Below are 19,838 nucleotides of genomic sequence, written 5' to 3' on the forward strand. Positions count from 1 at the left end.
CAAATAAAAAATCCCTCCTGTTAAAACAGAAAGGATTTATTCGTCGGGGTGATTTGATATTAAGAGGAGGACTGCCGGTGGCAGTCAGGTATATGAACTTTAATTCGTTTAACTGTTATCGCTTAGCAGGATTACTCTGTGATCCTGAGTTGGGGCTCAATCACAAATAAATCCTTTGGCAGTTTTGGCAAACTGCTGGTCTTTTTTATTTCAAATAAATTTTCAGGTAAACCTGAAATCATTTCAAATAAAAAATCCCTCCTGTTAAAACAGAAAGGATTTATTCGTCGGGGTGGCAGGATTCGAACCTGCGGCCTCCTGCTCCCAAAGCAGGCGCGATAACCGGGCTACGCTACACCCCGAAAGCGAGTGCAAATATAAAGCTATTATTTATTTTTCAAAGCATAATGTAAAATTATTTTTGAATAGCTTTTTATGATTTGAGGAGAATAAATTTTTCATTTTATTGAGTTACATTTGCAACCGAAATAAAACACAAATCATGTCAGATACTATAGAAAAAATTAAATGCCTTATAATCGGTTCAGGTCCTGCGGGCTATACTGCCGCTATTTATGCAGCCAGAGCTAATATGAATCCGGTGCTTTACCAAGGAACACAACCGGGTGGGCAATTGACCACCACTAACGAAGTAGAAAATTTTCCGGGTTATCCTGATGGGGTTACCGGACCGGAAATGATGGTACAATTACAAGCGCAAGCACAACGTTTTGGAACCGATGTTCGTGACGGTTGGGCGACTAAAGTTGATTTTTCGGGACCTATTCACAAAGTTTGGATCAACGATTCGATTGAATTGCACGCTGAAACAGTGATTATTTCTACCGGTGCTTCGGCCAAATATTTAGGATTGCCTTCGGAGCAACATTACCTGCAAATGGGTGGCGGTGTTTCTGCTTGTGCGGTTTGTGACGGTTTCTTTTACAGAAATCAAGAAGTAGTGATTGTTGGTGCCGGCGATTCTGCTTGTGAAGAAGCACATTATCTTTCTAAATTGTGTAAAAAAGTAACCATGTTGGTGAGAAGTGAGAAATTCAGAGCTTCTAAAATCATGGAAGAAAGAGTACGCAAAACAGAGAATATCGAAATATTAATGAATCACGATACCGTTGAGGTTATTGGTGACGGACAAGTGGTTACCGAAGTAAAGGCGTTGAACAAAACTACCGGAACAGAAATTACTATTCCGGCAACCGGTTTCTTTGTGGCTATTGGTCACAAACCCAACACCGATATTTTTGCCGATTACATTACGTTAGACGAAACCGGTTATATTGTTAATGTTCCGGGAACTTCTAAAACCAATGTAGCCGGTGTTTTTGTAGCCGGTGATGCTGCGGATCATGTATATCGTCAAGCGATTACTGCTGCAGGAACCGGTTGTATGGCGGCTTTGGATGCCGAAAGATATTTGGCTGCTTTAGATTAAATTTATTTAAAACCTTATAAGGCCGACTGATTGTTACTCTTTTTTGTCAACAATTAGTCGGTCTTTTCTATTGGCAATTTCCCAAGCTATCGCAAAAGCGTATTGTGTGCGTTTGGTCAATGCGTCAAATTCTATTTTGCTCACTTCATCGGTAGCTTTGTGGTAATCAGCATGCGTTCCGTTGAATAAGAATACTGATGGAATTCCGTTTTTGGCAAAATTGTAATGGTCAGAACGATAGTAAAAACGGTTAGGGTCTTTTTTGTCGTTGTATTTGTAGTCTAAGTCAAGTTTGGTGTATTCTTTATTGACACTTTCACAAATGTTATACAAGTCAGACGATAAGTAGTCGGAACCAATTACGTAAACATAATTATTACTGTCTTTGTGCAAATCATCTCGGCGACCTATCATATCAATATTGACATCCGCTACGGTATTGGCCAAGGGAAACAAAGGATTTTCAGCATAATAACGCGAACCGTGTAAACCGTGTTCTTCTCCGGTAACATGCAAAATTAAGATAGAACGTTTCGGACCGTGACCTTCATTTTTGGCTTTTTGAAAAGCAACGGCCATTTCCATTAAAGCAACTGTTCCTGAGCCGTCATCATCGGCACCATTATAAACTTCTCCGTTTTTAACTCCAATGTGATCATAATGGGCAGAAATTACCACAATTTCTTCCGGTTTTTCAGAGCCTTCTATATATGCCCAAATATTTTCTGAATCAGGTAAGTTTTCATTTCGTTTTGCATTCAAAAAGGCCGCCGGAACGGATTGGTAGTAATCTTTAGCCCCTTTTGGGAAAGATACGCCGTGTTTTTTATAGAAATCAATCATGAATTTCCCTGCTTTTTTTTGTCCTTCACTTCCGGTTTCGCGACCTTCTGTTTCGTCGGATGCTATATAGGTTAAGTTGGTTCGTAAACTTTCGGTAGAAATAGTATTGATATAGTTATTGGTTTTTACTTTGGTCTCAGACTTTTTTTCAGTTGATTTTTGGGTACTGCAACTTAGAGTTAACGTACCAAGCAATAATAAGACAATTGTTTTTTTAGACATGACTTTTGATTTAATGAATATTGATAAAAGTGTAAAGCATAAAAGCTAATAAAAGAATACTCATCAGGATAAGATTGATGAAAAACATCGCTATGCTTTTAATAAATGAAATGAATCGGGTTTCGCCGTAAAAGCGATGGTGTGCCGGAAAGAAATAATAAAACATCCAAACATAACCGGCAGCGTTGACTATGAAAGAGATAATATTGGTGAAAGTGTTTTCTACAAAACAACCCATTATTTTTCTAAAAAAGAAAAGGAGTAGTGTTGATAATAATAAAAATGAAAAATAGTGAAGTGTAAAGATGCCATGATCAAAGTAATACCAACGCTTTTTGCTATGAAACAACCACAAGACAAATGCAAATAACGGCATATAGATGAATAAGGTTTTCGGGAAATTGCGTCTTGCTTCTTCCAAAAATTTACTCAATATTTCCTGTTGTGTGAATTTAGATTTAATAACCAATGTTTTTTTAACAATATCATACTCCCAATCGGATAATTTTTCGTCCTTTGGACCATATTTTTGCATTGAATCCAACTCTTTCAAGTTCTTGTAACCCAAATTCACAAAGCCTTCATTTACTTGCGCATTAGTAAGATTTTTTGCTTTTTGCTCTTTTTCTCTAGCCTTAATAACATCAGATAATTTTACCTTTCTTGATGTGATGAGGCTGTCTTTTAATTGGCCATTGGCATCTGTAACTTTTATGGTTTGTGTTTCATTTAAATCTATCAGTTGATCTCCATTATCTATACTACTTGAGAAAATTGAAATTAGAAAAAAAGTTGCAAAACTGATAAAAATGTACAAACGCACCGGTGCTAAATAGGAGAGCCTTTTTCCAGAAAGGTATTCTTTAGTTAGGGCTGCCGGTTTTAAAAATAGGTTTTTGATTGTTTTCCAAAAGGCATTTTCATAGTGCGTTAAGTCTTCAAAGAAGTGCACAAATAGATGGTGGAAGGTTTTACGAGTATCCGTGTTTTCTTGACCACAATTCGGACAAAATCTATTTTCAACAACGTAACGACAATTCAGACACGTTTTGTCTTTTCTGAGTTCACTTTTGGACATCGCTTTGTAATAAAAATCAATACGTAAATCTATAAAATTATTTCTACTTTTGGGAAACAAAATACAAAACCATGCAATCTACCGCACTAACACCGGATGACTATACCAACGAATTGCCTGCCGACAGAAAAGAGGTGATTCAAAAACTAAGAAAAACAATCAATGACAATTTGCCGAAAGGCTTCAAAGAAGCTATGGGTTATGGCATGATGGGCTATTGTGTGCCGCATACTATTTATCCCAATGGCTATCATTGTAATCCTAAAGATCCATTGCCATTTATGGGTTTGGCTTCACAAAAAAACTTCATTGCGTTTTATCACATGGGTATTTATGCAGATAAAAATTTGCACGATTGGTTTGTGGAAGAATACGCAAAACGTTGCAAATACAAACTCGATATGGGCAAAAGCTGTGTGCGTTTCAAAAAATTCGATGATATTCCGTATGATTTAATTGCCGAATTAGTCCGTAAAATCTCTGTGGAAGATTGGATTACAACCTATGAATCTGCTTTCAAAAAATAAAGAATGATAGTAGTAGAAAAGAATTCTGACGCTGATTTTAAAGATGTTATAGCGATTGCTAATGAAGTTTGGCCGAAAACGTATGGTTCGATTTTGGGTCAAGCCCAACTCGATTATATGATGAATATGATGTACAGCATTGAAGCTTTACAAACGCAGGCGAAGGACAAACAACATCATTTTATTTTGGCCAAAGAAAATAATCTTTCAGTTGGATTTGCTTCTTATGAGTTTGATTGTAACGCAACGAAAAAGACCAAGATTCACAAGATTTATGTATTATCGACCCAACAAGGAAAAGGGACGGGTAAAATGTTATTGAATTATATTGCCGTTGAAGCCAAAAAGCAACATAACAAGGCTATTTTTTTAAATGTCAACAAATACAATTCCGCCCAACATTTTTATAAAAAATTAGGCTTTGAGATAACAGAGGAAGTAGTAATCGACATCGGTCAAGGTTATGTAATGGATGATTATGTGATGGAAAAACAAGTATAACGAAAAAATCTCCTGATGATTCAGGAGATTTTTTTATTTCATAGTAACCTCTAAAGTTACGGCTACTTTCTTAGAAACTTTTTTGCTGACAACACTCGGAATTTCAATATCGAAATCATCGGTGTTTAATGTGAAATTTGAATCAAGTTCTACACCGGCATCCGTTTTTTTGATTTTAGCTGTAATGGTAATGTCTTTTGATTTTCCGTGTAATTCTAATTTTCCTTTGATGGTATAGTCTTTGGCTGTAGCAGTGAGTTTGGTAGCATCAAATCCATCAATTTTTCCTTTAAAAGTAGCTTTAGGGAACTTATCACTTTCCACATAGTTTTCGTTGAAATGTTCTTCCATCAAAGCCACTTTAAAGCGAAATCCTTTCATCAGAACCAAACTGGCAATTTCTCCCGTTTCCGGATTCAAAATGCAAGTGACGGCTTCATTTTTAGCTTTCACTTCTTCAAAGGCAGGCACTGAAGCTTCGAAAGTTATTTTCCCTGTTTTGGTTACTAGTTTCGTTTGGGCAAAACTTTCTGCCATGACTAATAAAAATCCGTAAAACAATATTTTTTTCATAGGGCTGTATTTATTCTGTTAATCCTTGTGAATCCCATGCAATTACTTGATCAATAACCGCTTGAGGCAAACGAGTTCCACCGCTAGGCATCATTCCAGGTTCTCCTTGTGCTCTCGATATTCTATCTAATAATCCACGAGTAAGAACCGCATCTTTAACATTTTCGTATGTTGTTAGAGACATAGGCGCACCGTTTATTGGTGTTGTGGCATGACAGGAAATACAATTGTTGTCAATTATACTTTTTACAGTATTAGTGTAAGTCACTTCATCAAGTTCATCGATGCCCGATAAATCAGCCGAAGAGTCATTGGTACAACTGCTGACAAGAATTGTGCCGACAAGGAGGGTTAAAATTAAGAAGGTGTTCTTTTTCATGATTTTAATTTTTTTTTGAATAAATTTAATAAATTAAATGGTTTGAGTTTGGGTTACCTCATTTTTAATTAACGTTATTATGAAGAAGAAGGTTTTTATTTTAGGGATTATTTTAATCGTTATGGGTTTTGCAACTTATAAATATATCTATCAAGAACACAGAGATATTGCTGCTGAGAAAGCCAATTACACGGATACGGTAAAAGAAATTTTTGATGCTTTTGCTACAAATGATAGTTTGGCCAATGCCAAATACTTAGATAAGACGATTGAAATACACGGGAAAATATCCAATATCGATTTTGATACTAAAATTATCACGGTAGATAAAAATTTATCAGCTCGGTTCACTGAAAAGCTTCCCGAAAATTTAAAACTTCAGGATTCGATTAATTTAAAAGGAAGATTGACCGGTTTTAACGATTTGTTAGAGGAAATTGAAATGGACCAATGTGTAATGGTGCCATAGGATTTTCCCGTCTTTATTTTGAAAAATGGTTGTGTTTAATTAAAAGAAATTAATTTATGAAAAAAGTGCTATTATTGTTATTGCTTCCTTTTGGGATGTTGGCTCAGGATGATTTGTTAAGTGAAATTGACACCGCTACTACAGAAAAAAGCAAAGTTGAATCGGCTTTTAAAGGATTAAAGATTGTTAATCTCGAATCTACTAAATTGGCGGCCAAAGGTGATTTGTATTTTATAGTCGCCCACCGATTTGGTTCAGTAAAAGATGGTTTTGAAGGTTTCTACGGATTGGACCAAGCGGTAACCCAATTGAAATTTGTTTATGGTTTGACTGATTGGTTAACGATTAGTGGTGCCAGAAGTGAAATTGCCTATGATTTTTCAGGAAAGTTTTTAATTAAATCCCAACAAACCGATGGTTTTCCGGTGGCTATTGCCGGTTTTACCAGTTTGGCCATTAACAATACTTTAAAGGAAAGTCTGTATCCGGAAATGAAGTTTAACAATCGATTGGTTTATGTAACCCAACTTTTGGTTTCCAGAAAATTCAATAATAAATTATCGTTGCAATTAGCGCCAACTTATTTCCATGAAAACTTCGTGATTGATGACAATCAAGAGAATAGTCAGTACGCTATCGGAATGGGCGGAAGGTATAAGTTTGCCAAGCGATGGTCTGTCAATGTGGATTATGCAACGCATTTAAACCGTTCAAGTAGTTCACCGTTTCGTGATCCGCTGTCTATCGGCGTTGATTTAGAAACCGGTGGACACGTTTTTCAGATGCATTTCAGTAGTTCACAAGGCATGCATGAATCGGGTTTCTTAGGCAATTCAACCGGTGATTGGGGTAAAGGCGATGTTTTCTTTGGCTTTAATTTGTTGAGGGTGTTTTAATAAAAGTATTACATAAAATAAAAAATCCTCTTGTTTAATTACAAGAGGATTTTTTATATAAAAAGAAAGGGTTATTTATTCTTTAACGAATTTCTGAGAGTAATCTTTCCCTTGCGCATCTCTTAACATTAAGATGTAAGTTCCGGTGGCCAAGTGGTCAACAACGATACTTTGATTTTGAACAGGACTTTCTTGTACCATTCTTCCGTTTAAATCATATATCTGAGCCAATTTAAAGTCTACCGGATTGGCAGTATTCATTGAAATATTGATAATGTTTTTTACAGGATTTGGATAAACAGTAAATACAGAAGTTTCAAAAGCATTAGTGGCCAATGTTGCCCCTTCTACTACCAATAGAGATTGGTTTGGAGAAACATTGTTAAAGGTATCTACAATACCTGATGGCCATCTTACAATTACTTGATTGATAGTAGTAGCAGTGCCTAAACCAAAATGAGCGTTCAAAGTACTCATGTATCTAAAGCCTTCACCACTACGAACGTCTCTAATTTGTTTGCCCCAAGGCCCATAAATTTCAACACGAGCCCCAATTCCGTTGCGGTTACTTTGAATTCCTTGGAAATTAACTTTTAACCAATTGTTACCGTTTGGTACAGCATAACGAATAGTACTTCCGTTTTGAAAATCAAGAAAACCGTCGTTGTTTAAATCACCAACAGCTCCAACACTGATACCGTTATAGCTAACCGGTGCAAAAACATTGTTTCCTTGGTTGAACATGATTTTACCACCAGCTCCAAGAACATCAACACGGCCATCATTATCAAAATCATAAGCAATGTTATCAATATTAGTTGAAGTGTTAGTGTCCCAACCCGAACCTGCAGTAATATTGGTAAAAGCACCTAAAACACCTCCATTTGATTCATAGTTATTTCTAAAAAATCTATGCGTTCCGGAACTTGCAGTAATAATAACATCCATATCGCCATCGTTGTCAAAATCAGCAATGGCTGATGACCAAGTTTGAATTGGCGTTACATTAATTTGTGCTAAAGCGGAAACATCAGTGAAAACACCATTACCATCATTTCTATGCATTTCACAAGGAGGACCTGAACATTTTGAAATGAACATGTCTAAATCGCCATCATTATCAAAATCAGTCCATAAAGAAGCATAGTTTCCTCCACTTGGTGTAACACCTAACATATAAGCACCGTTTTGTCCTGATTGATAATATTGCATATTTGCGTTACCATCATTGATATAATAAACGTTTGGTGCAACATCATGACATGAAAAAGCATCTAAATGTCCGTCATTATTGATGTCAACAAAATTGGTTCTTTGACAGAAAATATAATCAGAAGGATTGATATTGGTGTAGGCCGTTCCGGTATTGTTAGATCTCCAAAAAGTTAGACCGGTGCCACTTCCTAACATAAGGTCATTATATCCGTCTTTGTTGTAATCTCCGGCAGCCATACTCCAAGAAGGCATATCACTCGTTCCGGTTATTGGAAAGTCGGTAGGGGTGAATGTTCCTCCATTACCTTGAAAATGTATTCTTAAATTGTTATTACTTACGCCTACAAGATCATCTTTATAATCTCCATTCATATCTACGATACAAGTGTTGAAATTACTGTTTAATGAACCAAGATTTTGAGTCGTGTAGTTTACAGGAACTATGATTGGTACTTCGGTGATGGTAAAGTTAAATCCATCATTACTCCAACGGTTATCCCAAACGATGTAATAAGTTGTACCGGCTTCAACAGAAAATGTTTTAGTAGAAAGATTTGAGTTGGTATTCCCAAAATTACAAGCTAAAACTCCGGAATTGTCATCACTAGTCAAACAACTCAATCCTGTGGTACAGTTTCCGGTGTAAACACTAAAAAAAGTGTCTTTACACAAATTTACAGCTAAGTCAGAAGAAACAGTAACGCTCGCATTTACAGTCGGAGTGTAAGAATACCACTTAGATAAAGCAGCTGAAGAACAAGAAGTATTGATGTTAAGTTGATCAACAGCATTAACAGTAGTTGTACCTGCTGTAACCGCTATAGCTGTACTACACGGATTGTATCCGGCAGGAATTTCAGATACTTGGAAATCAAAACCTACTGAGGCATATCGATTATCCCATACAATGTAATAGGTAGTCCCGGCTATGGCATTAAAAGTTGCTTTAGAAAGATAGGAAAAATTATTCCCTGCATTACAAGTGATTACACCTGAATCATCATCAGCAACTACACAAGTCATAGCTGCACAAGTTCCACTATAAATTCTTAATCTGGTATCTTTACAGATATTTTGAATCAAATCAGAGGTTACCGTTACAGTATAGTTCTGAGTAGGTGTATAAGCATACCATTCGGCAGCTGTTGTACTGGTATTAGAAAAAGAACAAGTTGTTGTTGGTAACTGTGTTCCGTTAATAGTGCTAATGGTGTATGTTCCGGCAGTGATTGGCAGTGCTGTAGCACAATTGTCTTGTGCGAAAGACATATTGCCGGCCAAAAGCAAAATAAAAAATAAGGTAATTTTTTTCATTATTAGTGGTTGGTTTAAATTGTTTGTTGTTTATTTTAAGGACAACTTTGTAAAGAGTTAATCCATTCTTCTATAAGTAATATGCCTTCATCATGAATTAAAGTTCTTCCGTGAAGTGGCATTCTGAAAGCTTCGTTGCTGGTATTTACACGATGAAATAACATGGATTGATCTATTTTTCCCGGCGTAACCAAATTACTTAACTCCGGGTTAAAATCCTGCATGTCTTGCGTTGGAACACAAACACCCATATTAGTTAGTCCGTTGGCACCATCGGTTTCTCCAAACGCTAAGCGCAAAGGTCTGTAATCACAATGTCCTTGTTCTTTATGGCAATGAGCACAATTAATATCAAAATAAGAACGAACTCTAGCCGCTAAAGGCTTAGAAGTATCGTCATAATTAACGGTAGTATTTTCAGGAGTAGGCAAAGTAAAGTTGTTTTCCAAATAACCTTGCTCAATCCACTTAGTCAATTGGTTTTTACTCGAACCACCATAATTAAAGTTGAAATTTAAATTCTGAGGCTTAATTCCAATCGGTGTATATCTTGTTATTTCACTACCATTCACTTCTTCCTTAAATTTATGACAAACGATACATTGCACTTCAGATGGAATTCTGTAATTAACATCTCTAGTAATGTTGTTATCGTCCTTAAAAGTCATTTGTTTGTAGCTTCCGGCTAAATTTAAGGTGGCTTCTGTTTGTTCGTCATTCCATACATAATCAGCAAAAATCCATCCGGTAGCTTTGCGAATCATAATTCTGGTTTCAATAAGGACAGTTTTGTTTTCGGGTTGTACTTTATCGTAATAAAAAGTTTTAATCAAAACAGCTCCTACCGGCATTTCCAAAATGCTGTCATCACCATCAAAAGTCGCTTTTGAACCCGGTGGCATCCAAACAAATCTTTTTTTGTGCGCATAGTCACTAAATAAAACACTTGCAGGTTCGTAGGGAATTACATTTAATGAAGGGATTTGGTCTTTCATATCGCCTTCAAAAAAATGGTAATCAGATAATTTAGGGTAAGGAACTTGTGTCAAATCAACCACAACCGGAGATACCGGAGTATATTCGTCATCGTTGTCTGAACAAGAATAAAAAATGGTAACGGCTAATAGTAAAACGGTAGCTAAGAGGTAATATTTTTTCATGTGTTTTTTAAAATGCAAACCAAAAATAATAAAAAAAATATAATATCCTATTGATTAAACAATTAGTAATACGTTTTTTTTAAAATTTATGTGAATAGTTTAAGGTTTGCGCTAAAAAACTAATAATTTTACATGATAATTCTTTAGTTTTTCTAAAGAATCTTCTGATTTGTAATCAAAAATTTCCTCGTGTCTGTTTTTGTCTTTTTTGAGAGAAATAAGTTTAATGCAATTACAAAAACGTCTGATTTCTTCATCATTAGATAAAATGAGTCCCGGAACTGGTGTATTGTTGCCTTTGTCATCTTTGGCTACCATCGTAAAATAGCTTGAATTGCAGTGTTTGACCATTCCGGTTTGAATGTTCTCGGCTTCTACACGAATGCCAACAATCATCGAACTTTTGCCCACATAATTTACGCTGGCTTTCATGGTTACGAGTTCGCCGACTTCTATCGGATTCAAAAAATCAACCGTGTCAACCGAAGCCGTCACGCAATAATGTCCCGAGAATTTCGATGCACAAGCGAAAGCAATTTGATCCAACAAAGACAAAATATAACCACCGTGAATTTTACCACTGAAATTGGTATGCGAAGGCAACATCAATTCGGCTATCGTAATTTTGGAGGCGTCTACGGATTTAAATTCGTTATTCATCTTTTTCAGCTCGAGTTAGTATGTTTTCGGGTAGTGCTTTTTTGGCTTTAGCTCCCATTTTTTTTAGCTTTTCAACGCTGGTCACTAAGTTTCCTTTGCCGTCGACTAGTTTATTCATAGCACCTTGATACTCGACCTTCGCTTCATCCATTTTCTTTCCAATTTTGACTAAATCGCCTACAAAACCTTCAAATTTATCATACAAAGCACCAGCTTGTCGGGCAATTTCCAAAGCGTTTTCTTGTTGTTTTTGGTTCGTCCACATGCTGTCAATCGTGCGCAAAGTGGCCAAAAGAGTCGAAGGTGTTACAATCACAATATTCTTTTCAAATGCTTTGTTGTATAGCGTTGTGTCTTCATTCAGCGCCAAAGCAAAAGCAGATTCAATAGGGATAAAAAGCAAGACAAAATCAGGACTTTCCATTTGATACAAATCCTGGTAATTCTTCTCGCTCAATTGGTCGACATGGCGTTTTAAAGCCATAACGTGTTCTTTTAAATATTGCGATTTAGTGTTGTCATCTTCTTCATTAATATAACGTTCGTAAGCGGTTAAAGTCACTTTTGAGTCAACAACCATTTTCTTACCATCCGGTAAATTAATTACTACGTCAGGAAAAACACGATTGCCTTCTTCGGTGGTGAAACTTTGCTGTACTTCATATTCGCGCCCTTTTTCTAAACCCGATTTTTCGAGTACTCGTTCTAAAATCAATTCACCCCAATTGCCTTGCATTTTGCTGTCGCCTTTTAAAGCTTTGGTCAAGTTCAATGTTTCTTTGCTCATCTGTTCGTTCATTTCGCGCAAACCTAAAATTTGTTGGCGCAAAGCTGCATGATAATCAATACTTTCCTTGTGTGTGTCTTCGACTTTCTTTTCAAACAGTTGAATTTTGTCTTGTAAAGGCGTTAAAATATTTTTGAGGTTTTCTTTGTTTTGTTCTGTAAATTTTGTGGTTTTTTCTTCTAAGATTTTGTTGGCCAAATTTTCAAACTCTTTGGTAAACTTCTCTTGTAGTTTTTCGACTTCCTCTTTTTGCTCTTTGTTGCGTTCCCAAAGATTCTCAAAATCGGTTTCTTTTTTGGATAACTGAATGGCCAAAGCTTCTTTTTCAGCACGAATGCTTTCGCGTTCTTGAACTGTTTGATTCACCTGATTTTTAAATTGTTCGATTTGTTGGAACAAGCCATTGATTTTTTCTTCCAACGACGCTTTATCCGATTGTGATTTGGCAGCGAAAAGTGTTTTACCCAAGAAAATTCCAATGGCTAAGGCGAGGATAAATGCAAGGATGATAAATAGCGATTCTGACATTATAAAGAATATGTTTTTTGGTAAAAATAAGGATTAAATCGAAATGATGGAATTGAAAAATGTATTTTTGTTTCAAATAAAACCCATGCACCGACACTTCATAATTCACAAGCCACACGGTTATTTAAGCCAATTCATTTACGCCAAAAAGCGACACAAAAAGTTGCTCGGCGAACTCTATAATTTTCCCGAAGGCACTATGGCTATTGGTCGTTTGGATGAAGATTCGGAAGGGTTGCTTTTGTTGACCACGGATGGGATGATGAGCGAAATCGTAAGAAGCAAAACCATCGAAAAAGAATATTACGCTCAAGTTGACGGCATTATTACGCAAGAAGCGGTTGAGCAGTTAAAATCAGGCGTAGAAATTGGTTTCAAAGGCATTCGATACACTACCAAAAATTGCGAAGCTAAAATTGTTGTTAAATTGCCGGAATCTATTGGCGAAGGCCGAAAAATTCGCGATGAGCGTCACGGACCAACAAGCTGGGTTTCCATCACGTTAACCGAAGGCAAATTCCGCCAGGTTCGAAAAATGACCGCTGCTGTTGGATTTCCGACCCTAAGATTAGTGAGAATTCGCGTCGGGAACATATCTTTGCAACTCAAAGCCGGAGAAGTTTTAGAAGTAGATAATTTTGATACGCTTCGCTCTTAGATAGTTAGACTCGTTTCACTCTTAGATTATTAGAAAAATCTAAAGAGTCCAATTGGTCTAACAATCTAATAATCTAATAATCCAAAAATGTTGAACATCGTCCTCGTAGAACCCGAAATCCCTAACAACACCGGAAATATTGGTCGTTTGTGCGTTGGCACTGAAAACCGATTGCATTTAATTAAGCCTTATGGTTTTGAGATTACCGACAAAAACTTAAAGCGGTCCGGTTTGGATTATTGGGTACATCTCGATTGGCATGAGTATGATAATGTAAGCGAATGGATTGCTCAAATTAAAGATAAATCGAGAGTGTTTCTAATGAGTTCACACGCTACCAAATCGATTTATGAAGCCGAATTTCAAGACGAAGATTGGTTGGTTTTTGGGAAAGAAAGCGTGGGTTTGAGTCAAGAAGTTTTGGCCCAATTCGAAAATCATCTAACCATTCCAATGTCAAATTTAATTCGCAGTTACAACATCGCTAATTCAGTAGCGTTTGTCGTGGGTGAAGCGAAGCGCCAAATTAATTTAAAATAGTATTCAGTCGCAGTCTCAGTTTGCTGTTAAGAAATCACAAACTTTCCTTTTTCACCGTCAAATTTGATAGAATCGTCTTTGAAAAGTGTATTGAAAACGCCTTTGGTAATCAAATTGCAAGGTTGGTCTTGAACCAATTTTTCTTCCGTCATGACAATCATTTCATCGCTTAACTGAATGGCTAAGTCGATATCATGTGTTGAAAATAAAATACATTTATTGGTTTCCTGAGATAATTTTTTCAACAGTTTAAAAACTGAAACCTTGTGTAATAAATCCAAATGTGTTGTTGGTTCATCTAAAATAATCAACGGCGTATCTTGAGCCAATGCTCTAGCAATTAACACAATTTGCAACTGACCGTCACTGATTTCATGGTGTTTTTTATTGACCAAATGTTCGATATGCGTCAATTCAATCGCTTGATTGATTTTTTTATAATCTTCATTGGAAAGATTTCCAAGCCAATTCGTGTAAGGCTGTCTTCCTAAAGCGATTAATTCAAAAACAGTCAAGTTACTTGGTGGTAATTTCTCGGTCAATACCAAACTTAAATTTTGCGCCAATTCTAATTGTTGAAAATCATTTATATTCTTTTCATTTAAAAAAACCGCACCTTTCAATGGTTTTTGAATGCCGGTAATAGTGCGTAATAAAGTAGATTTTCCTATACCATTAGCACCAACTAACGAGATTAGTTGTCCGGAAGTCAAATTCAAATTCAGGTTTTCGGCAATGACGAGGTTTTCGCGTTTGGAATGGTATCCAATGCTTAAACTCGTTGTGATTAGTATGTTCTTATTGTTTTCCAAATTTATTGAATATCAATAGTGTAATTTTTACTAGTCGAATCATTTCCAAGACAAATATTATTACTATCATAGAAAGGATCATCTTCTTCTCCAAAATCATTTTCCGGGTAATCAATGGTTAAGTCTACTTTGAAGGTGTAAATACCTCTTGCAGTAGGTGTTCCTGTAAAGATAATTTTTCTTCCTTGTTGGTAATAGCTGATGCCTGGCGGTAAACCGTTGTCAATTGAAATATAATAGATAAAACTATCGTCATTTGGGGCATTTTTAACGGAAGCTTGGATTGATTCACTATAAGTCATTCCAATTTGGCCGATGCTCAATGTTTTGGTAGGCAAATTAGGTTTTGCGCTCACAATACAATCAATCAATTCTCCACAACCCGACAAAGTGAATGACAAGGTCAGGCAAAATATGGCAATGATTTTGGAGCTAATCTTTTTCATAATTAAACAATTCTATTTTTTCTTTTTACGATTAGCCAAATCACCACTGGCGCGCCAATGATGGAAGTTATAGCATTAATCGGTAACGTAAAATCAAAGCTCGGCATTTGGGAAACGGTATCACAAAATAACATGATAATAGCGCCAACAAGTATTGTACTCCAAAACAATGTTTTGTGATTACTGGTTTGAAATATTAATTTCGACAAATGCGGTACCGCCAAACCCACAAAAGCAATCGGACCAGCAAAAGCGGTAATGCTTCCCGCTAAAATACTAGTGGCAAAAATGATGGTATATCTCGATTTTTTCAGGTTCAACCCCATGCTTTTGGCATAATTTTCACCTAGTAATAAAGCATCCAAAGCTTTTAAAGTCAACAAACTCAAAAACAAACCAATGGTTACCGCAATACCTAATACAATTATATTCTGCCAAGATAAATTGCCAAGACTTCCCATTGACCAAAAGGTGTATTTTTGCAATTGCTCGGCCGTACTGAAATAACTAAATACACTTACAATTGCACTAGTAAAACTACTGAACATTAGCCCAACAATCAAGATTGACATGGTATCACGCAAACGTTGGGAAACTATTAAAATCAATAGTAAAACCAATAAACTTCCCAGGCAAGAAGCCAAAATGATTCCGTAAGAAGATAATAAAAATTGTGAAAAAACAGCGGGCAATATTCCTGCACCGAGAATCACAAAAGCAACACCCAAACTAGAACCCGAGCTTAAACCTAAAACATAAGGTCCGGCCAAAGGATTTCGAAACAAAGTTTGCATCAACAAACCACTTATCGATAACCCTATGCCAACTAAAGTTGCCGTAATCGCTTTGGGCAATCTGAAATTCATAATGATGTATTCCCAAGTTTCCTTTTCGGCTTGACCGCCAAACAAACTTGTAAATACTTCTTTCAACGGTATCGCTACTTGACCAAAGGAAATGTTCACGAGGAATGTCAATAACAAGGTCAATGACAAGAAGGTAAAGAGGAGACTATTTCGGTTGCTGGTTTTCAAATCTGTATAATCTGTGTAATCAGTGTTTTATTTTAATTTTTCAAAAAAGAAAGGCTTATAACTCGGCAATAATTCCGGATGTAAAATTTTGACAATGTCTTTCAATACCATATCCGGTCGGTTGGGTGCCAATTCATAATACAAAATGCCACCGGTTTTTCCTTTTTTGCCGCTGAACGAATATACCTTTTTATTTTTGAAGGCTGTAAATTGTGCATAATGCGGATTTTTATCGGTCATTTCCTTTAAGGTGGCAAACTGTCCTGAAGTGATCCAAATATCAGCGTTTTGGGCTTTTTCGAGTACAGTTTCAAAGGATAAAGACAAACTTCCGGTTCCACTCGTTTCTTGCCATAAATAGTTTCCTTTGGCTTCTTTTAGTAACAAACTTCCCCAACTGGTGCCTTTGGGTAAATACCAACGATCTTCAAACATATCTCCGGCTAAAACGGTTGGCGCAGTGGTAGCTATTTTTGCAATTTCAATCGTTTTCAAATAATCTTTTTCAATTTTGGTAAAGAGTTCATGGGCTTCTTTTTGTTGGCCATACAATGCACCGAAAAACTTAATCCATTCGGCTTTGCCTAAAGGAGTTTCTTCATTCCAATCGCCATTGAGCATGACTTTCAAACCACTTTTTTGCAAATTATCTAAAGTCGGATTGTTGTTGTCAATGCCGTAACCTATGATTACATCGGGTTGTAAATTCAGAATGACTTCGGTGTTTAGGCTTTGATTCATACCCAATTCTTTGACCTTTCCGGCGTCTATTCGCGCTCTGACTTTTTCGGAAGAGATGTAATCTAAATGCGGAAAACCGATTAAAGTATTTTGTTTGCCCAACATTTCCAATGATGGAATATGCGTCGTGGAAGTCACGATTATAGTTTTTATCGGAACCGAAATAATGGTGTTTTGTTTTAAACTATCGGGAACAATTCCGTTTTTTTCTTTAAGGACATAAGTGTAGGTTTTACTGGCTTTCGGCCATGGATTTTGTACGGTTACTATAGAGTAGCCATCGTAATTTCGGATAGAAAAACCTTTGGCATAAGTAACGGTATTTTCAGAAGAAATAGTTGGAGCCGATTTCGTTTCGGTTTTGCAATGAACGAACAACAAAGAAACAAAAGCAATAAATAGAGCATTAAAAAAGGTTTTCATCAAATTGTTTTTGCAAAAGTATAAGATTGTTGTCTAATATTGTTGTTTTGGTAACATTTGATGCAAAACCATTTAGAAATACGCATTACTTTTACTTAAAATGATAGTTGTGAGAGACAGTTCCAATACTTTTATATACATCGTAGGCGGAATTATTCTGCTTCACTTTTTGGTTGGATTTATATGGTTGATAGTCAAGTTTTCCAAGAAAAAAGAGGAATAATTTTGCCAAGTTCTTGTAGAAGTTTCTTTTATTGCTTTACCTTTACACCCGAATTAAGGTTGCGATTTCTGTTTTTCAAAATCGCATTAAAAGGGAATCAAGTGAAGAATTACGAATTGAGAATTACGAATTAGTAATTCTAAATTCAATCATAATTTTAAATCTTGAGCTGTTCCCGCAACTGTAAGCTATCAAGCTTGTTGTTATCTCCAAAACCATTGTTCCAGTATCGGGATGAGAAGGTCAACAACAAGACGCAAGCCAGGAGACCTGCCTAATTCATCGAGTAACAAACTTTCGGGACAAAAGGTTTGGGTATGGGTAAATTCTATGCTTTTCTCCCAAGATTATCAAATTATTGTTGAATTTAAAAAATGAAAAAAACAGTTAGAGCTGTAGCTATTTTGGCTATGCTAAACACTTGTGCCTATGCGCAAGAACAGGATTCTACCAAAGTGAATCCTTTAAAAGAAGTGGTCATCTCTGATACCAAGTTTGCACAAAGCAAAGAAAAATCAGGAAAAGTAATCGAAGTCATCTCAGCCAAAGATTTGGAGAAAAAGTCTGGGCAAAGTTTGGCCACAGTTTTATCTCAAGTAACCGGTGTGGAAATCAATGGAAACCAATCGGCCAACGGTAAAAACTTAGGGTATTACATTCGTGGTGGTAAAAACAGACAAGTTTTAATTCTGATTGACGGTATTCCGGTTACGGATGCTTCCGGGATTAGTTTGGAGTATGATTTGCGTTTGCTTCCGGTTGAGCAAGTAGAAAGTATCGAAGTCATGAAAGGTGCTGCAAGTACGCTTTACGGAACAGGAGCAGCCACTGGTGTAATCAATGTTACCCTAAAAAAATCATCCAAAAAGCCCATTGAAGGGAATGTTTATATGAACATTGGTTCCAATAATACTCAGGACAACAAAAAGTACAACGGACAAGATTTTAACCAAGGGATTTCGGTGAACGGAAACCAGAAAAAAGTGAATTATTTTGCCGGATTTAACAGTACTGAAACAAGTAACATCTCCCAAATTGCCTCACCGGATGAAACCATAAAGTATGAAGATGATCGATTTTCAAGACAAAATGCCATAGCTAAGTTGGGTTTCAAAGCTACAGAAAAACTGACTTTAGACTTTTTTGGTAATTATGACAAGTTGAAAAACGGTTATGATTTAACTTTTGATAATACCGGTTTTAATGATACTAATATAAATACAACCACTTCAGAGCAAGTTCGTTTTGGATTCTCCCCGAAATTCAAATACAACAAAGGCGAATTTGTTCTGAATTCCGGTTTTGCCAGGATTGTCCGCGATTATAGTGAATACAATAGTTTTACAACCGGAACGGATTATTCTTTGTACGAATCGAGAAATATAGTTGTTGACGGATTTAATAAATACAATCTCAATAAGGATTTTGCGGTTATCGTTGGAGTGAATTACCAATTCAATGATATGCTAAGTGAAACACCTTATGGAAATTTAGAAAACGAATCGACTAAGTTTAATATAGTTGATGGTTACACGACTTTGGTTTACCATTTTGATTTTGGCTTGAATATCAATGCCGGTGCTCGTTTGAACAATCACAGTGCTTACGGCAATAATTTTGTGTATAACTTCAATCCGTCCTATAATTTTAAAACGAGTTTCCCTTTGAAATTGGTAGCTTCTTATAGTACTGCTTATATCACGCCGAGTTTGTACCAATTGTACTCTGAGTATGGAAATGCCGAGTTAACACCGGAGAGAAATGCCACAGCAGAAGCCGGTTTTGAAACCCAATTGTTAGATAAGAAACTAAGGCTAGATGCGGTAGCTTTTTATCGTGACCAAACCAATTCGTTTGATTTCTTTTTTGATTCGGATACTTTCGAAGCTTATTATGTAAACATCGACGGAACTAACAAGGCTAAAGGAGTTGAAACCGAGGTAACCTTTGACGTGACAGCTAAGTTAAGATTAAATGCCAACTATACATTTACTCAGGTTGACAAAGCTTTAGATCGATTAATTCCGAAGCACAAAGCCAATGCCGGATTAGATTTTCAGCCAACACCAAGAACTTTGTTTAACTTGACTTATCAGTATTTTGATGCCAGAAACGATGCGTTTTTTGACGGGAATACTTTTGGAACAGCATTTGTAAAATTGGATTCTTACCAGTTGGTAAATGCTTTAGCAAAATATGAATTGATTAAAGGACGAATGTCTGTTTTTGGTTCGGTTACTAATATATTAAACGAAGAATTCGTTGAAAATATCGGTTACTCCACCCGAGGAAGAAATTTCAAGTTGGGGTTAAACATTGTTTTATAGTGGTATTTAAACTTTGTTTATAATTGTGGTGA

20 protein-coding genes, 1 tRNA gene and 1 riboswitch are annotated in these 19,838 nt (G+C 36.2%); of the genes, 8 read left to right on the forward strand and 13 right to left on the reverse strand.

Features of this window, described 5'->3' with window-relative positions; genetic code table 11:
- Positions 1-287: 287 nt before the first annotated feature.
- Positions 288-362, reverse strand: a tRNA-Pro gene (locus ACK4R1_RS09450).
- 140 nt (positions 363-502) lie between these two features.
- Here ACK4R1_RS09450 and trxB point away from each other — a divergent pair.
- Positions 503-1,450 (forward strand): thioredoxin-disulfide reductase, encoded by a 948-nt coding sequence (gene trxB, locus ACK4R1_RS09455; protein WP_409686225.1) that lies wholly within the window; start codon positions 503-505, stop codon positions 1,448-1,450.
- A 33-nt stretch (positions 1,451-1,483) separates the two neighbouring features.
- Here trxB and ACK4R1_RS09460 read toward each other — a convergent pair whose 3' ends face one another.
- Both ACK4R1_RS09460 and ACK4R1_RS09465 read right to left on the reverse strand, forming a co-directional pair.
- Entirely contained in the window at positions 1,484-2,515 is a 1,032-nt protein-coding gene (locus ACK4R1_RS09460) for a M28 family metallopeptidase (protein WP_409686227.1), read from the reverse strand.
- 10 nt (positions 2,516-2,525) lie between these two features.
- A complete protein-coding gene (locus ACK4R1_RS09465; protein ID WP_409686229.1) occupies positions 2,526-3,593 on the reverse strand; it encodes a DUF3667 domain-containing protein in 1,068 nt (355 codons plus the stop codon).
- Between the two features lie 71 nt (positions 3,594-3,664).
- Between ACK4R1_RS09465 and ACK4R1_RS09470 the strand changes: the two genes are divergently transcribed.
- Both ACK4R1_RS09470 and ACK4R1_RS09475 read left to right on the forward strand, forming a co-directional pair.
- Positions 3,665-4,120 (forward strand): DUF1801 domain-containing protein, encoded by a 456-nt coding sequence (locus ACK4R1_RS09470; RefSeq protein ID WP_409686231.1) that lies wholly within the window; start codon positions 3,665-3,667, stop codon positions 4,118-4,120.
- 3 nt (positions 4,121-4,123) lie between these two features.
- Positions 4,124-4,621, forward strand: a complete 498-nt coding sequence (locus ACK4R1_RS09475) for a GNAT family N-acetyltransferase (protein WP_409686232.1) — start codon at positions 4,124-4,126, stop codon at positions 4,619-4,621.
- Positions 4,622-4,654: 33 nt separating this feature from the next.
- Here the strand turns inward: ACK4R1_RS09475 and ACK4R1_RS09480 are convergent, their stop codons facing one another.
- Together ACK4R1_RS09480 and ACK4R1_RS09485 are read right to left on the reverse strand one after the other, a co-directional pair.
- Complete coding sequence (locus tag ACK4R1_RS09480; protein WP_409686234.1) at positions 4,655-5,194, reverse strand: YceI family protein; 540 nt, start codon at positions 5,192-5,194, stop codon at positions 4,655-4,657.
- 10 nt (positions 5,195-5,204) lie between these two features.
- Positions 5,205-5,573 (reverse strand): c-type cytochrome, encoded by a 369-nt coding sequence (locus ACK4R1_RS09485; protein WP_409686235.1) that lies wholly within the window; start codon positions 5,571-5,573, stop codon positions 5,205-5,207.
- Between the two features lie 79 nt (positions 5,574-5,652).
- Between ACK4R1_RS09485 and ACK4R1_RS09490 the strand changes: the two genes are divergently transcribed.
- Together ACK4R1_RS09490 and ACK4R1_RS09495 are read left to right on the forward strand one after the other, a co-directional pair.
- A complete protein-coding gene (locus ACK4R1_RS09490) occupies positions 5,653-6,042 on the forward strand; it encodes an OB-fold protein (protein WP_409686237.1) in 390 nt (129 codons plus the stop codon).
- A 56-nt stretch (positions 6,043-6,098) separates the two neighbouring features.
- Positions 6,099-6,938 (forward strand): DUF5777 family beta-barrel protein, encoded by an 840-nt coding sequence (locus ACK4R1_RS09495; RefSeq protein ID WP_409686239.1) that lies wholly within the window; start codon positions 6,099-6,101, stop codon positions 6,936-6,938.
- A 75-nt stretch (positions 6,939-7,013) separates the two neighbouring features.
- Here ACK4R1_RS09495 and ACK4R1_RS09500 read toward each other — a convergent pair whose 3' ends face one another.
- The 4 genes from ACK4R1_RS09500 to rmuC form a co-directional block, all read right to left on the reverse strand.
- Positions 7,014-9,467 carry an FG-GAP-like repeat-containing protein gene (locus ACK4R1_RS09500; protein ID WP_409686241.1) on the reverse strand — a complete coding sequence of 818 codons (2,454 nt, stop codon included), beginning with the start codon at positions 9,465-9,467 and terminating at the stop codon, positions 7,014-7,016.
- Positions 9,468-9,502: 35 nt separating this feature from the next.
- Positions 9,503-10,627 carry a hypothetical protein gene (locus ACK4R1_RS09505; RefSeq protein WP_409686243.1) on the reverse strand — a complete coding sequence of 375 codons (1,125 nt, stop codon included), beginning with the start codon at positions 10,625-10,627 and terminating at the stop codon, positions 9,503-9,505.
- A 111-nt stretch (positions 10,628-10,738) separates the two neighbouring features.
- Positions 10,739-11,287, reverse strand: a complete 549-nt coding sequence (locus ACK4R1_RS09510; protein ID WP_409686245.1) for an acyl-CoA thioesterase — start codon at positions 11,285-11,287, stop codon at positions 10,739-10,741.
- Positions 11,280-12,602 (reverse strand): DNA recombination protein RmuC, encoded by a 1,323-nt coding sequence (gene rmuC / locus ACK4R1_RS09515; RefSeq protein ID WP_409686246.1) that lies wholly within the window; start codon positions 12,600-12,602, stop codon positions 11,280-11,282. The genes ACK4R1_RS09510 and rmuC overlap by 8 nt, the downstream gene beginning before the upstream one ends.
- 85 nt (positions 12,603-12,687) lie before the next feature.
- Here rmuC and ACK4R1_RS09520 point away from each other — a divergent pair, with 85 nt between their 5' ends.
- Together ACK4R1_RS09520 and ACK4R1_RS09525 are read left to right on the forward strand one after the other, a co-directional pair.
- Complete coding sequence (locus tag ACK4R1_RS09520; RefSeq protein WP_409686248.1) at positions 12,688-13,260, forward strand: pseudouridine synthase; 573 nt, start codon at positions 12,688-12,690, stop codon at positions 13,258-13,260.
- A gap of 87 nt (positions 13,261-13,347) precedes the next feature.
- The gene (locus ACK4R1_RS09525; RefSeq protein ID WP_409686250.1) at positions 13,348-13,800 is read left to right on the forward strand and encodes a tRNA (cytidine(34)-2'-O)-methyltransferase; all 453 of its coding nucleotides are present in this window, start codon (positions 13,348-13,350) and stop codon (positions 13,798-13,800) included.
- Positions 13,801-13,826: 26 nt separating this feature from the next.
- Here the strand turns inward: ACK4R1_RS09525 and ACK4R1_RS09530 are convergent, their stop codons facing one another.
- Genes ACK4R1_RS09530 through ACK4R1_RS09545 form a run of 4 tightly spaced genes read right to left on the reverse strand, consistent with a single transcriptional unit; the run spans position 13,827 to position 17,256 of the window.
- Positions 13,827-14,612: an ABC transporter ATP-binding protein gene (locus tag ACK4R1_RS09530; RefSeq protein WP_409686252.1), complete on the reverse strand. Its 786-nt coding sequence runs from the start codon at positions 14,610-14,612 to the stop codon at positions 13,827-13,829.
- Positions 14,613-14,614: 2 nt separating this feature from the next.
- Positions 14,615-15,058, reverse strand: coding sequence for an Ig domain-containing protein (locus tag ACK4R1_RS09535; RefSeq protein WP_409686254.1), 444 nt, complete (start codon positions 15,056-15,058; stop codon positions 14,615-14,617).
- 2 nt (positions 15,059-15,060) lie between these two features.
- Positions 15,061-16,092, reverse strand: a complete 1,032-nt coding sequence (locus ACK4R1_RS09540; protein ID WP_409686256.1) for an iron chelate uptake ABC transporter family permease subunit — start codon at positions 16,090-16,092, stop codon at positions 15,061-15,063.
- A 27-nt stretch (positions 16,093-16,119) separates the two neighbouring features.
- Positions 16,120-17,256 carry an ABC transporter substrate-binding protein gene (locus ACK4R1_RS09545; protein ID WP_409686258.1) on the reverse strand — a complete coding sequence of 379 codons (1,137 nt, stop codon included), beginning with the start codon at positions 17,254-17,256 and terminating at the stop codon, positions 16,120-16,122.
- A gap of 262 nt (positions 17,257-17,518) precedes the next feature.
- A riboswitch (cobalamin riboswitch) is annotated at positions 17,519-17,772 on the forward strand.
- Positions 17,773-17,853: 81 nt separating this feature from the next.
- Between ACK4R1_RS09545 and ACK4R1_RS09550 the strand changes: the two genes are divergently transcribed.
- The gene (locus tag ACK4R1_RS09550) at positions 17,854-19,806 is read left to right on the forward strand and encodes a TonB-dependent receptor plug domain-containing protein (RefSeq protein WP_409686260.1); all 1,953 of its coding nucleotides are present in this window, start codon (positions 17,854-17,856) and stop codon (positions 19,804-19,806) included.
- Positions 19,807-19,838 lie beyond the last annotated feature (32 nt).

It is taken from the genome of Flavobacterium sp. (genome assembly GCF_046293665.1).
Taxonomy (GTDB): domain Bacteria; phylum Bacteroidota; class Bacteroidia; order Flavobacteriales; family Flavobacteriaceae; genus Flavobacterium.